Below are 13,260 nucleotides of genomic sequence, written 5' to 3' on the forward strand. Positions count from 1 at the left end.
GAATGGGCAAGTTGCCACGTATTACAAATGCCGACAGCTGACCATCAAGGCGTGGCTGTAAGCAATTCGCTGGCTTTTTCGCCTATCATGATCGCAGGAGCGTTGGTATTTCCGCTGACGATTTCCGGCATGATCGAGCAATCGGCAACACGCAGATTATCGATCCCTTTGACCTTCAGGCTGGGGTCCACGACCGCGGATTCGGATGTGCCCATCGCACAAGTTCCCGTTGGGTGGTAGATAGAGACTGAGTTCGACCGCGCCCAATCCAAGGTGCCATCATAGTCATCACGTGATAAATCGGACGTTGGTCGGAACTCCTCCGAAATTTTGGAAGCCAGAGGGTTATGCTTGGCAATATCGCGAGCGATGTTAACTCCGTCGACGATCGTTCGGCAATCTGTTTCGGTAGACAAGTAGTTTGGTATGATCTTGACGTAACTAGCTGGATCGGGGCCATCCAGACGTAGTTCTCCCCGGCTCTCCGGCCGAAGTTGACAGACGGACATTGTGAACGCGGAAAACGGATGAACGCCCTCACCAGGGCTGTCAGCGGACCAGGGTTGAACGTGGAATTGAATATCGGGCGTTTGAACTTCGGGGCGCGTTTTTAGGAATCCGGTGGCGAGGCTTGCGGCCATTGTCATAGGTCCTGCCCGAAACAGAGCGTATTTCAGTGCGATCCGCGCCTGATTGAACAAACTGCGCACTTCATCATTAAGAGTCGGTTCATTGCACTTGAAAACCAAGCGCGCCTGAAGATGGTCCTGCAGGCCTTTTCCAACACCGGGCAACGCATGAACTGGTTCGACCCCGTTGGTCTTAAGATGGTCAGGATCGCCGATTCCGGACAACATCAAAATCTGAGGTGAGTTTATGGCACCGCCGGACAAAATGATTTCGCGTCGCACCTTGATCGACTTCACTTCACCTGATCGGTCGCGATACAGCAGTCCGGTTGCTTTTTTACCGTCCAACTCGATCCGGGTCACCAACGCATGGGTGATGATGTTCAGGTTTGACCTGTTCTTGGCAGGCTTGAGATATGCAACGGCGGCGCTACAACGTCGACCATTCCGAGTGGTTAGTTGAAAGTAACCGACGCCTTCCTGATCGGCCCCGTTGTAGTCAGGATTGAACGGGTAACCGGCCGCCTGCGCGGCAGAAACCCAGGCATCACAGATCGGTCGCTGGATACGCATGTTTGAGACTGACAAAGGCCCACCGGTCCCGTGAAATTCATCTTCGCCGCGTTCCTGATCTTCGCTGCGTTTGAATAGCGGCAGTACGTCGTCCCAACCCCAGCCTACATTTCCCATCTGACGCCAGCGGTTGTAATCTTCTTTCTGACCACGAACATAGAGAAGCCCATTCAGCGAGGATGATCCCCCAAGAACTTTTCCGCGAGGCCAGTCAATCGAGCGCCCGTTAAGGCCCGGGTCGGGTTCAGTGCGATAACACCAGTCCAACGATGGGTTGTGCATGGTTTTAAAATATCCAACCGGGATGTGAATCCACGGATTGGTGTCAGGCCCGCCAGCCTCAAGCAAAGCCACGGTCGTATTGGGATCGGCACTCAGGCGATTGGCAATAACACAGCCCGAAGAGCCCGCTCCGACGACTGCATAATCCACCTCCATGACGATCTCCTCCCAAGGTTACTGAAAAAAACTCTATGCAAATTGCCGGAACTATACTAGCCTTTTTTGATACAAAACGTCTCAATAATTGCGATCAGGGAGGTAAGCAATGGAGATCGGTAAGAAACTAAGTGGAATTTCACGGCGCGATTTTTTCCGCGTGGCCGGGCGTTATGGCATGAGCTCGACGCTGTTGGCGGCAGGTGGGTTTGGCGGGGCGATGAGTCTGGCTAATCTTGCGCATGCTGCTGAGTCCACGTACGAAAAACGGTTCTCGAAAGAACCAAAGCACACGCTGAAATTTGGCGCTTCGGGATTTAACACGCGCAACCTTTTGATTGAGCGCGCAGGCGCGATTGAATTTGCCCGGGATCTGGAAGAACGCACCGATGGTGAGATTCGGATCGAGTTTATCGGTGATAACCAGATCTGCGGACAGCTGAGCTGTGTTGAAAAGACTCAGCAGGGAATTGTCGACATCTATGCTGCCTCGACACAGAACTCCGCCGGTGGTGCGCCCTATCTGAACGTGCTGGACTATGCCTATATGTTCCCCAGCCGGGCGGCACAGTATCATTTCTTCTACAGCCCCGCCAGCCAGCGCATACTGCGTGAGCCGCTTGAAAAACGGCATGGACTGAAATTCCTGTTCACCCATTGTGAACTGCGCGGTCTGCAGATGGGCTCGACCTTCTCTGACAAGCCAACTGTGACAAAGCTGGAAGAGCTGTTCGGAACTAAGAACCGTGTGACGGGCACTCAGTTGGGTCGCATTGCCATGCAGCTGTTGAACCTGAACCCTGTTCCAGTGGCGTGGGAAGAAACGCTGGATGCTCTGAAAACCGGACTGATAGACGGTGCCGAGACCTGGGCGTCCGCCGTTGCATATGCCAACATGGCACCTGTGGTTTCGCAGTCCGTGAACCTTAAGTTCTTCTGCGGCACTGAACATACGTCGATGTCGGCCAAAGTGTTCGACAGTCTTGGCGGAGAGCTGCAGGACGCAGTTATGGAATCGTCCTACTTCACGCAGGCGCTTATTCAGGGTGCGAACGAAGCCGCACTGCTAAACACAGTTGGTTTCTCGGACCCACAACTGCCTGATACGATCTTCGCGGAAAACGGTGTACGCCCGGCCTTCCTGGCGGATGACCAGATCAAACTGGCCGAGGAAATGTGTGCGCCGAATTTCAACCCGGAACCATGGGCGCAGTGGCGTGAGCGGCTGAACAAATGGGCCGGTGGCATCGATACCTATCAGGAAATCTACGACATCGCGCGCGAGATTCCGGCGGATACACTGCCCGAAAATGTTGAGCCCCGCCGTTGGTGGAAAGGCGAAGCCTGATCTAACATTAGAACCGGCCCTTCACGGGCCGGTTTTATTAAACACCGACTGGGAGGACGGGGTTCATGTCATTATGGGCAGATATTGGTGCTATTTTTAGCGCATTGCTCACCCGAGATTCATTCGAGATTCAAATAGCCTTGGAATCTGATGCCGCTTGGGTTGTCGGCACTATTGTTGCCGCCATTGGGGGCCTTCTCGTGATGCTAATCTATCGCAAGGTACCCTTTGTCGAACGCCAACTCGAGCGTTCTGTCATGGTCTATTCCTACCTCGCCATTGCGCTGATCATATTCTGGGGTGTGATTGACAGATTTGTCTTTAATGATCAGGAGCCATGGTCCACGACCATTCCACCGCTTCTGTTCATGGTAATGGCCTGGTTTGGCGCGTCCTATAACGTTCGCCTGCGCACACATCTAAGTTTCAGCGAGTTTCGCACCGCGATGCCGCGCGGCGGCCAGCTGGCCTGCCTCTTCCTGGATGCCATACTATGGTTCATTTTCGCGGTCATCGTGATCGTGACTACTACGCGTCTGGTCGCTCTGTCCGCCTCGAACTTTCAGATCGTGCTTGGGACAGACAACATCATGCAATGGTGGTTTTTGCTGGCAGCGCCTGTCTCGTTCTTTTTGATGGTCGGTCGGGTGTTTCAGAACCTTGCTGACGATTTGCACAATTGGAAAACCGGAGAGCCGCTGATCAAGCAGGCCGTGATAGGGGCAGACTGATGACAGACGGAACTTTGGTTACACTTATTTCGCTGGGCGTGACGTTTCTGTTCATGTTGGGCGTCCCGGTGCTGCTGGTCATCGGATACTGGGTGATTGGATGCTCATTCGTTCTGGGACTGACCCTCGACAACATGGGTGCCGAGCTGCTGAATGTGTTCAACAAGGGTTTTGCCTTGCTGGCGATGCCTTTGTTCATCCTGACCGGTGACCTGATCAACAAATCGGGGATTGCCAGACGGCTGAGTGATTTTGCCTATTCCTGTTTGGGCTGGATACGCGGCGGGCTGGCTATGGCGTCGCTTGGCGCGTGCGGTCTGTTTGCTGCGATTTCAGGGTCAAACTCGGCCACGACCGCGACCATCGGCTCAATGCTGCATCCCGAAATGGTCAAAGGCGGCTATGACGAACGCTTCAGCGCGGCCACCGCGGCGGCGGGTGGTACGGTCGGGATCATTATCCCCCCATCAATCATCTTCATCGTCTACGGGTTCCTGATGAACCTTCCCATTTCTGAGTTGTTTGTCGCCGGTATCCTGCCGGGCGCACTGATGGTCTTCGGCATGCAGTTTGCATGCTGGATCATTTGCCGGATCAACGGTTGGGGCCATCTGATCCCGCTGCAACTGAACCGGATCCTAAAAACCGCCTTTGGCGCCTGGCTCGGCTTTTTTGCCATCGGTCTCGTTCTTTGGGGCATCTACACAGGCAAATTCTCCCCGACCGAAGCGGCAGGGGTTACCGTTGGTTTCTGTGTCATAGCTGGCCTGGTCAGCTATCCGATCAACCGCATCATGGGCGCGCGGGATGACATTTCTCCGACTGACAAGAGCTTCGCCGAAATGTTGGTTGTTGAAGGGTTCACAATCCCCGAGATACCTTCAATCGTTATCCGTTCAGCGCAGATAACGGGTATTCTCGCACCGCTAATCGCAATTTCGGTAGTTATGCAGCAAATTCTGTCGTTGCTTGGCGCACAACAAACGATCGGTGATTTCGTGACCTCGATGGGTGGTTATTACGCGGTTCTGTTCACATCGATGGTCATCGTCTTTTTCTCAGGCATGGTGCTGGAAAGCCTGCCGGTAACCATCATCCTCGCACCAATCCTTGCACCGATTGCGGCATCAGTTGGTGTCGATCCGATCCATTTCTCGGTGATCTTCCTGGTTGGCGCATCGATTGGCTTCATCACACCGCCTTATGGATTGAACCTCTATGTGGCATCAGGGGTGACAGGCGTGCCGTACTTCCGGCTGTTACGCTACACGGTGCCTTATCTTGTGGCTCTGCTGTCTGTTTGGATTTTGGTATCCCTGGTTCCTGATCTGGCCTTGATCCTGCTGCCAAACAACTAGAGTGTGGCGGGATGGTAAACGCAGATGCACGAGAGAAAGAATCCCAAATCCCGACGAATCTGCGTTTGCTGATTATCCTTGAAGAGGTTGCCAAGCGCGGGGTTGCAGTCAAACCGTCAGACCTGATTGAATCCTTGGGTCTGGCGAAACCAACAATCCACCGTTTGCTTCAAACGGCCGAAGCTGAAGGCTTTTTGCAACGCGACTTGGATGGCAGGTCTTATGGACCCGGTCCGCGATTGCGCGAGCTATCAGTAAACACGGTTTCATCGGAACACTTACGCACCGCTCGCCTTGCGATTTTGCGCGGGGTTGCGGACGAAATCGGTGAAACCTGCAACCTTGCGATCCCTGACCGCGAAGGCATGATCTATCTGGACCGGGTAGAAACAAAATGGCCCTTGCGCATTCAATTGCCGATCGGGACACAGGTTCCGTTCCATTGTACGGCAAGCGGTAAAATGTATCTTTCGACACTGCGCCGAAACACACTGGACGGGTTCCTATCGGCGCGCGCGCTGAAGTCAAATACTGAAAGAACGATTACGGATTCTGGCGCTTTACGTGCCGAAATTATTCAGATCGGGCAAAGAGGGTATTCAACAGACGACGAAGAATTCATGCCGGGAATGGCTGCCGTTGCCGTACCGGTTCTGGATGAACGCCAAAGGCTTGTGGCAACTCTGTCTGTCCACGCACCAACCCAGCGCCATGATTTGAAAAGTTTAATCCAGTTTTTGAGCGTATTGCAGGTCGGAGCAAAAAAACTCTCAGGGTTGCTCAGCTCGTAGATCAGTCGGAACTCTGTGTTAGTCATTGGATCATCAGCGGCAGATTTAAGTTGTCTGAAAATTTTTGAGTCGGCTGCGTAGCTGGGTGAAATTCAGAACCACTACGATCCAATGCGGTCTCTCTAATCGTCCAATTCTTTCGGGTATTCCCTCAGAACAACCAAACTTTCAAACCCGGTCATCGGTGGGTCAAACAGGTGTTTCTCGGTGAAGGCGGCATAGTCTTCCATCGAGGCACAGTTGACGATGATCGCCAAATCTGCGTCCCCAGTAACATAAAACAGTCGTTCTACCTCTGTCAGGCGCCGAAGCTTTTGTTTCAAGATATCGATGCGCTGGGGATTGTCGCGCGCAATGTGCAATAGAACGATCACGCGCGTGGACGCACCTTGGAACCGGGCGGAAACGACTGCCACCTCACGCTCGATCGCACCAATTTTTCGCAACCGCTGGACCCGCCGCAAACAGGCTGCCGCGGACAATCCAATTTTCTCAGACAAATCACGGCCAGTTTGGCGACTGTCTAACTGCAGTTGCTCCAGCAACCGACGATCAAATGAGTCGAGATCTTCCATCGTACCCTCCGGGAATCAATCTAACCTCACTAAGCGCGATATTTTCGCACAGTTGCTGCAAGAACGCGAAGCACACGCAAGTTGACCGGATTCTTTGCGAATAGTTCGAAGGCGGGCAATTTACTTTCTTGGGCATCGTCAACTGTGGAGTTTGCAATGCTCAACTCGATGCAAAACCCCCGAAGAAGCCGAATTTGGCGCCTGATGAATAGGGTAACTCTGCGCCACCTACAGTACAAAGATGCCCGACATCTTCGAGCGCTGCCTGACTATTTGCTGGCGGATGTCGGACTGACGCGTCCGGAAATCGACTTGGCTCTTCGCGGGCACCTGGGTTTGCACCCGCCGCGCCTGCAAACACACCGGGTTACTTATCCGCAAGTCTCAATCACCCACATTTAGATTACGGAGACACACAATGTTCAGACTAACATCAACGACCGCATTGCTTGCATTCAGCGCAAGTATGGTTGCGGCGTCCGAGAAACCGGTTCGGATTGGATTGCTGTTTGGTTTCACCGGGCCAATCGAGTCCATGGCACCTGAAATCGCTGCATCCGCTGAACTGGCGTTGGAAAAGGCGAACAAGACAGGGTTGTTTCTGGACGGACGCCAAATTGAAACTATTCGCGCGGACAGCACCTGTGTGGATGCACCTCGCGCGGTTGCCGCAGCGGAGCGACTGGTAACAGCAGACCAGATTGATGCTCTGATCGGTGCTGACTGTTCAGGGGTCGCGGGTGCGGTGGCAAGTGGTGTCACCGTTCCAAATGGTATCCTGTCGATCTCACCTACAGCCACGTCGCCCAACCTCACAAGCTTTAGAGACAATGGATTATTTTTTCGCACAGCCCCGTCTGACACACGACAGGGGGAAGTACTTGCCGATGTTCTTATTGCCAATGGAATTCGATCGCTAGCGGTAACCTATACTGCGAATGACTATGGCAAGGGCCTGGCGGTTTCGTTTTCCGAGGCTTTTTCCAAGAAAGGCGGTGAGGTACTGGTGGAAGTCCCGCATGTCGACGGAACCGGAGACTATTCTGCCGAAGTTGCAACGCTTGCAGCTAGTGGAGCCGAAATTCTGCTTGTGGCGGGGTATGCGGATCAGGGCGGGCAGGCGATCGTGCGCTCGGCACTTGATCTAGGTGCATTTGATCGTTTCGTCTTTCCTGATGGGATGGTGGCGGCCTCACTGGTTGCCACGTTCGGCGATGCTTTGGTTGGCTCGATCGGAACGTTGCCCGGATCCGAAACCGAAGATGCCGTGGCATTTGATGCCATGCTGCTCGAAAACGGGATTCCGGGGCAAGCTCCGTATCGCGCCGAGGCCTACGATGCGGCTGCGCTCTTGGCGTTTGCCTTCCAGGCAGCGCATCATTCTGAAGGTACCTCTCTTTCAAGTGCATTGATGCGTGTGGCGAACGCACCAGGAGTAGAAATTGGTCACAGCGAAATCGAGACAGGTCTGAAGATTTTGGCAGAAGGCGGCGAAATAGACTACGTCGGGGCGAGTTCAGTGGAGTTTACTCCAGATGGTGACGCAACCGGAACTTATCGAGAAGTTGTCTTTACAGAAGATGGGTTCAAAACCGTTGCAATACGCTGATTCAAGCGATCTGCGGGTTGGTTTGGTTGTGCCTACAATACGCCCGGCGACAGAAGCAGATTTGCCAGTGCTAGACAAGCTCGCGACTTCAGCCACACGCGATCTCCTGGGACCGTTTCTAAGTGCTGAGCAGAGAGCAAGCTCTTTAGATTTTACGCCGTTCGACCCTTGGCTTGTTACCGACGGTACGTATTTTGTGGCTGAATTGGGCGGCGTTGTCCGAGCATCAGGTGGATGGAGCAGACGCGCGGCAATGATCCATCAGCCGGCTGACCGAACCATCTGTCCCGATCCGTTGGGACCCGCGCGAATTCGCGCCATGTATACTGATCCTGTCTACGCGCGACTGGGTTTAGGCCGCGCAATTCTGGCTGTTTGCGAAGCTTCTGCGCGGCTTTCGGGTCACAGTGAACTGGAACTGCTCGCAACGCCAATTGGCAAACTTCTCTACGTTTCATGTGGATTTGAGACAGTTGAAAGCGTTGAAATTCAATCCAAAGACAATGTGCGTTTTGAAGTTTTTAGAATGCAAAAACGTTTATTGGCGGTAACCTGATTTCAAGCCGTCCATTATGCGTTGTGAGAAATGGCTTTCACGACCGGGCAGCGGTAGGATACTGCACCTTTTACGGAGGTGGTCACACCACAATCTGATGAACTCCCGAAGGCCTGGCCTCTGTCTCACGGGGATGAATGTCAGCGAAAATTTCAATGATGTTGTTCTCCGGATCCCGAAAGAACAATGTCCTGTGCGTCCAGTCCTGGTTTGTTGGCGGCTCTATGACGTCTATCCCATATTCGACAAGTTTTTCATGGGCGAGGTCGACATCACCGGGCGGCACGCGAAAGCTGATCTGGATCGACGCAGATGAGGACGGGACACTTGGTCCATCGTAAACGCGCCCACGTTTGCGGAGACCGAGAAACAGGACTCCAACCCGAAAAAAGATCATCCGTTCTGGAACGTATTCTTCGATTTGGAACTCGAACAACCGTTCGTAGAAGGCTTTCATTTTCGCGAGGTCGTCGCAAAGAAGGATTACATAGTCCAAGCTGCGGATGGCTTTGAAGTCGCTGTATTTATTCATGTTTTGACAACCTCAGTACTTCGGTTCGTGAAAACGATCGTCGGGGATTACGGCAATTGGTGCGATTTCCACCAGAAGGTCTGGTGTTATTAGACCCGCGGCCTGGATGAGAATGCTAACCGGTCCACTCTCTAACTGCAGACGCTCGGCTCTGACCTTCTGGATCGCCGGCATGTCTGCTTGATTGAGATAGAAAACGGTCAGTGAGACGATATCCTCCATTCGCCCGCCGACAGCTTTGAGAATGTTTTCAACATTGTCGAAGCATTGCTGCGCCTGAGCTTCACAATTGCCCTTGCCAATGATGTTGGCGTTTTTGTCCCACGCCACCTGTCCGGTCATGTGAAGCACGTGGCCCTTCGGTTCGATCACGCCGTGGTGGAAGGGACGGCCAAGCTGTGGCCACCCCGTCGGGGGATTGTATCTTATCATCATGGATGTCCTCATCTTGTCGATTAAGAAGAGTTGAACGAATATCCCCGTGTTACTCAAACGATAGAAATTGAGCGCGAGACTTAGAATATCTCGGCCTTCCGCGCAGATCGTCCGTGCTAATACGCGCCTGAGGAGACACCATGACCTATCGATTTCCGTCCCTTAACGGCCTTAAAGCATTTGAGGCAGCTGCAAGGCATCTGAGTTTCAAAGCGGCAGCAGCTGAGCTTGGCGTAACGGCCGGTGCTGTTAGCCAGCAGGTCAAGCGCTTGGAGATGTCTCTCGGCATCTCGCTCTTCCGGCGTCTTCCCCAAGGGTTATTGTTGACACAAGAGGGCGCGACCTACCTCCCAGATATCTCGCGTGCTTTCGATATTCTCACAGACGCGACCGAAGCGGTTGCGCCTGCTCTCAACGGTCGCAAGCTTAGTATCGGTCTCGACCCGCGCATCATTGACCGGCTTCCTAAACGGTGGCCCCGTCATTCGAATGAGCTGGAGCCTTATGTTCGCGAGACACGGGCAACTGACAATGTCGAGCTGATCTGGAACAATGAACTTGATGCTTTGCTCTTGGCCGAGCGAACCAGACACGCCGGTCTCGTCGAACAAGCTGTCTTTCCAAATGCTAAGAAAGCGCCAATCTTTTTTGTCACTCGGCCAGGTTTGGCTGAATGCCGTCAATCGCGCGCTATCGTTGAAGCTTTGAAGTAATAGGACCTGAGTTCATTGCAATTGGGCTAGTCAATGTTTGGAAACTACATAGTTGCAAAAGTTTGCAATGCAGGCTGCAAATGCAGCATTTTTGGGCTTAGCAAATTGACCGAAATGCGCCGGCATCATTCCTGACCAAAAAGCCTTTCCCGTGTGTCTTCCTTTATTTCACCGTCCGTCATGCGTGCAAATGCTTGCCGCCAGCCGAGGGCGAGATCAGCCAGTTGTGACAGGGCTTTGGCATCTTCGCGGGAAACCCTGCGTGTTAGTCGGGCACGGGTTACACGCAGGACACTCCAGTTTGTATTGCGTCTTTCAATAAGTGTTATCCGGTCGCCTGCTTCAGCCTCGCCAGGCTCCAGCACGCGGTAGTACCATCCGGTGCGGCCCGTTTTCTGAAATAAGTATGGCATCCTTTCATTTCCGGTGTGCATTCCCAACTTCCAGCAGGGCTGGCGACCTTGGCTGATTTGAACGGTTGCTGTGCCCAGCCTCAGGATATCGCCGATGCAGAGATTTTCTTCGGTCAAACCTGTAGTTGCGATGTTTTCGCCAAACGCAGAGGGTTTCGTTCCTGTGGCCATGTGCCCCTCGCTCTGCCAGTCTGCGTAGTGATCGAGAGCATAGTGGTGAATGGCCTTTTCCTTGCCGCCATGAACGGTCAGGTCCGCCTGAGCATCCTTTGAAAAACCGGTCAACGTAATGGCCTGGCGGCCGGACACCCGGTCTTTCTGAATGGCAGAAGGCGGTTTCCCCTGCCAGCGGTCCTGAACGTTGCCCAGGAAAATACCGCTGATTTCTGCTGATAGTTCAGGAAGGGTCATTCAGGCCTCTTTGTGTTCGATACAGATTTTGTCTTTTTCACCTGCTTCCAGGCCGAGTCCTAGCAGGGTACAAAAGCCGTTTTCATTACTGGCGTCATGGTAGGCGCAGGTCTTACACTTCCCGAACGACTGGCCGCCGTTTGCTGCCAGAGCCAGCCTCAAACTCTGAACTAAGCCGCTCTCGAGCGCCGCCCGAACGCCAACGGGCAGGTTGCCAATGGCATCTGCAATCGGATTGGACCCTGTCACAGCGGATACGCCTGCCTCGGTCAGCTCATAGGAAATTGACCGCTGATCGGATTTTTTCCGGTGTTCTATGGCGTAGCCCTTTCGCACCAGCGCCTTCAGCGTCTGGGACATCGTTCCACGCGTTGTTCCCAGGTACTCGGCAACATGTGACGGCGAGCGGGAAAACTGATTTGCCTCAGACAGATACTCCAGCGCTGCCCTTTGGGTCGGGTTCAGGTCGCCGGTCCAGCCGGAAGCGGAATCTATCCGGGCAAGGCGGTTGATGAGGATGCGGATGCCGTGGTCGTTTTTCATATGTCAAAAGTAGCGAGTCGAAATTAAAGTTGCAATATATTCTTCCAAGTGATAGCGAGTCGCTAGTAAAAGACAGGAGATGAGAAATGAAACTTCCCTGGATATCGCTCACCGCAATTGTTCTTGGCGCTTCGTCCGCTGTTGGGGACGGCGATCATGCCCTTCATCAGGAGGGGGCTGTCATCTCTCCGGCAGATGCCGGTAAGGTGGCTGATTTCGACATCCTTGCGGCGCATGCGCACCGTAACGGCAACACTGTTACCTTCCACATGACCACCAGCGGTATCGCCGGGGCGTCGGTTCCGGCTGCAACCGGATCGGTGGGCGGGTCTGATGTCTGGTCTTATGTGTGGCCTACATCTCTTGATCCGTCTGCAGTGGGTTTTGAGCGTGGCACCGGCATTCTGGCAATGGCCGCGACCAGCCATCCGGATTTTGACGACACTCCTCTATTTGATGAAAACGGCGATGGTGATCCGGCCAACGACGGTATCGAATGGCACAGCCATTGGGTTGTACTTACACCGACTGAGGATTGCGGACCGGGTGCTCTCGCGGTGCGCGACATCCCGGAGGGAACAATGCCCAAGCTACCTGCGACCTGGCCGGGGTTCCCGATTTACCTGGACAGCCCCGGGTTCACACCACTGTTCGACGGCCCAGAGATCAAGGTGAATGCCGGGTTTGCCAGCGACGTGGAGCTGGATGATGTTGCTTATGACGGCGTCACCTCTGCGCTGCGTGTGAACGCCAGCATTCACGCGCCGCTGCTGTGTGTCACGGATGTTTTTGACATTGCTTCAGGTGACCTGAGCCTGCCGGGCAAACTTCAGTGAACGACAAAAGCCGGTCGCTCCAAACAGGCGGCTGGCTACATTATAGGAGAGACCAATATGCAAGCGCCGGAACTGCAGGTAACTGAATGGTTCAACGCTGAGGGGAACCTCAAGTTGTCGGATTTCCAGGGAAAGGTCGTCCTGATCGAGGCCTTCCAGATGCTGTGCCCTGGCTGTGTTGTCCACGGCATCCCCCTTGCGCAAGCCGTGCAGCGGCACTTTTCCAGCGATCAGGTCGTGGTGATCGGGCTGCATACTGTTTTCGAGCACCACGAAGCCATGCTCCCGGTATCGCTGAAGGCCTTTCTGCACGAGTACCGCATTACCTTTCCGGTGGCGATCGACAAACAGGGGGCAGGACCGCTGCCTGAAACCATGGCCGCATACGGCCTGCGCGGAACACCCAGCCTGGTACTGCTAGATCAGACAGGCCGGATTGCCGCACACCACTTCGGTCAGGTCGCGGAATTGCAGGTAGGAGCTGAGATCGGCGGTCTTCTTGGCAGTAAGGCCGCTGCTATGCACACAGAACACCGGGCCGCCGGCCTTGGAAGGTGCGACGACAATGGCTGCACAGTGTGAATCTGTGGCCCGATGCGGTAGCTTGCAAACGAATTTTCGAAGTCGCCGCACGATGCATCCGCGGAAACTTTGAAAGGCCGCGCAACAGCATCCCGACGCTGACCTGATTGACCAGCCCTGAGATCCGTCAGATGTGCGGCAAAGGACTATATAGCGCTGCCTTCTGTGATAGCTTGGAACTTTAAAA

Annotated in this window: 15 protein-coding genes; 9 read left to right on the plus strand and 6 right to left on the minus strand. The window is 54.0% G+C overall.

The annotated features are described in order from the left end of the window. Positions 1-44 precede the first annotated feature (44 nt). Positions 45-1,640, minus strand: coding sequence for a GMC family oxidoreductase (locus tag GOW16_RS12495; protein WP_170415426.1), 1,596 nt, complete (start codon positions 1,638-1,640; stop codon positions 45-47). A 109-nt stretch (positions 1,641-1,749) separates the two neighbouring features. Between GOW16_RS12495 and GOW16_RS12500 the strand changes: the two genes are divergently transcribed. From GOW16_RS12500 to GOW16_RS12515, 4 genes are all read left to right on the plus strand, one after another. Beyond that, positions 1,750-2,988, plus strand: coding sequence for a TRAP transporter substrate-binding protein (locus GOW16_RS12500; RefSeq protein WP_170415428.1), 1,239 nt, complete (start codon positions 1,750-1,752; stop codon positions 2,986-2,988). A 65-nt stretch (positions 2,989-3,053) separates the two neighbouring features. Continuing rightward, complete coding sequence (locus tag GOW16_RS12505; protein WP_170415430.1) at positions 3,054-3,719, plus strand: TRAP transporter small permease; 666 nt, start codon at positions 3,054-3,056, stop codon at positions 3,717-3,719. Beyond that, positions 3,719-5,077 (plus strand): TRAP transporter large permease, encoded by a 1,359-nt coding sequence (locus GOW16_RS12510; protein ID WP_170415431.1) that lies wholly within the window; start codon positions 3,719-3,721, stop codon positions 5,075-5,077. The genes GOW16_RS12505 and GOW16_RS12510 overlap by 1 nt, the downstream gene beginning before the upstream one ends. A gap of 11 nt (positions 5,078-5,088) precedes the next feature. Then, complete coding sequence (locus tag GOW16_RS12515) at positions 5,089-5,868, plus strand: IclR family transcriptional regulator (protein WP_170415433.1); 780 nt, start codon at positions 5,089-5,091, stop codon at positions 5,866-5,868. Between the two features lie 122 nt (positions 5,869-5,990). On the opposite strand, the gene GOW16_RS12520 is transcribed toward GOW16_RS12515, so the two are convergent. Continuing rightward, positions 5,991-6,443 carry an Lrp/AsnC family transcriptional regulator gene (locus tag GOW16_RS12520; protein WP_170415435.1) on the minus strand — a complete coding sequence of 151 codons (453 nt, stop codon included), beginning with the start codon at positions 6,441-6,443 and terminating at the stop codon, positions 5,991-5,993. Between the two features lie 418 nt (positions 6,444-6,861). Between GOW16_RS12520 and GOW16_RS12525 the strand changes: the two genes are divergently transcribed. Next, the gene (locus tag GOW16_RS12525; protein ID WP_170415438.1) at positions 6,862-8,052 is read left to right on the plus strand and encodes an ABC transporter substrate-binding protein; all 1,191 of its coding nucleotides are present in this window, start codon (positions 6,862-6,864) and stop codon (positions 8,050-8,052) included. Beyond that, positions 7,979-8,608: a GNAT family N-acetyltransferase gene (locus GOW16_RS12530; RefSeq protein WP_170415440.1), complete on the plus strand. Its 630-nt coding sequence runs from the start codon at positions 7,979-7,981 to the stop codon at positions 8,606-8,608. The genes GOW16_RS12525 and GOW16_RS12530 overlap by 74 nt, the downstream gene beginning before the upstream one ends. A gap of 82 nt (positions 8,609-8,690) precedes the next feature. Here GOW16_RS12530 and GOW16_RS12535 read toward each other — a convergent pair whose 3' ends face one another. Together GOW16_RS12535 and GOW16_RS12540 are read right to left on the minus strand one after the other, a co-directional pair. Next, complete coding sequence (locus GOW16_RS12535) at positions 8,691-9,140, minus strand: VOC family protein (RefSeq protein ID WP_170415443.1); 450 nt, start codon at positions 9,138-9,140, stop codon at positions 8,691-8,693. Positions 9,141-9,152: 12 nt separating this feature from the next. Continuing rightward, positions 9,153-9,587, minus strand: a complete 435-nt coding sequence (locus GOW16_RS12540; protein ID WP_368039894.1) for a RidA family protein — start codon at positions 9,585-9,587, stop codon at positions 9,153-9,155. Between the two features lie 128 nt (positions 9,588-9,715). On the opposite strand from GOW16_RS12540, the gene GOW16_RS22980 reads away from it, so the two are divergent. After that, entirely contained in the window at positions 9,716-10,288 is a 573-nt protein-coding gene (locus GOW16_RS22980; protein ID WP_170415446.1) for a LysR family transcriptional regulator, read from the plus strand. 125 nt (positions 10,289-10,413) lie between these two features. Here GOW16_RS22980 and GOW16_RS12550 read toward each other — a convergent pair whose 3' ends face one another. Both GOW16_RS12550 and GOW16_RS12555 read right to left on the minus strand, forming a co-directional pair. Further along, positions 10,414-11,112, minus strand: a complete 699-nt coding sequence (locus GOW16_RS12550; RefSeq protein ID WP_170415449.1) for an MOSC domain-containing protein — start codon at positions 11,110-11,112, stop codon at positions 10,414-10,416. Continuing rightward, on the minus strand, positions 11,113-11,655 hold the full coding sequence (locus GOW16_RS12555) for a MarR family winged helix-turn-helix transcriptional regulator (protein WP_170415451.1): 543 nt from the start codon (positions 11,653-11,655) through the stop codon (positions 11,113-11,115). Positions 11,656-11,741: 86 nt separating this feature from the next. Here GOW16_RS12555 and GOW16_RS12560 point away from each other — a divergent pair, with 86 nt between their 5' ends. Together GOW16_RS12560 and GOW16_RS12565 are read left to right on the plus strand one after the other, a co-directional pair. After that, the gene (locus GOW16_RS12560) at positions 11,742-12,491 is read left to right on the plus strand and encodes a hypothetical protein (RefSeq protein ID WP_170415453.1); all 750 of its coding nucleotides are present in this window, start codon (positions 11,742-11,744) and stop codon (positions 12,489-12,491) included. A gap of 57 nt (positions 12,492-12,548) precedes the next feature. Further along, positions 12,549-13,073, plus strand: a complete 525-nt coding sequence (locus GOW16_RS12565) for a redoxin domain-containing protein (RefSeq protein WP_170415455.1) — start codon at positions 12,549-12,551, stop codon at positions 13,071-13,073. Positions 13,074-13,260: the final 187 nt, after the last annotated feature.

Origin of the sequence: Ruegeria atlantica, from assembly GCF_013033965.1 — a bacterium.
GTDB classification, from domain to species: Bacteria; Pseudomonadota; Alphaproteobacteria; order Rhodobacterales; family Rhodobacteraceae; genus Ruegeria; species Ruegeria atlantica_D.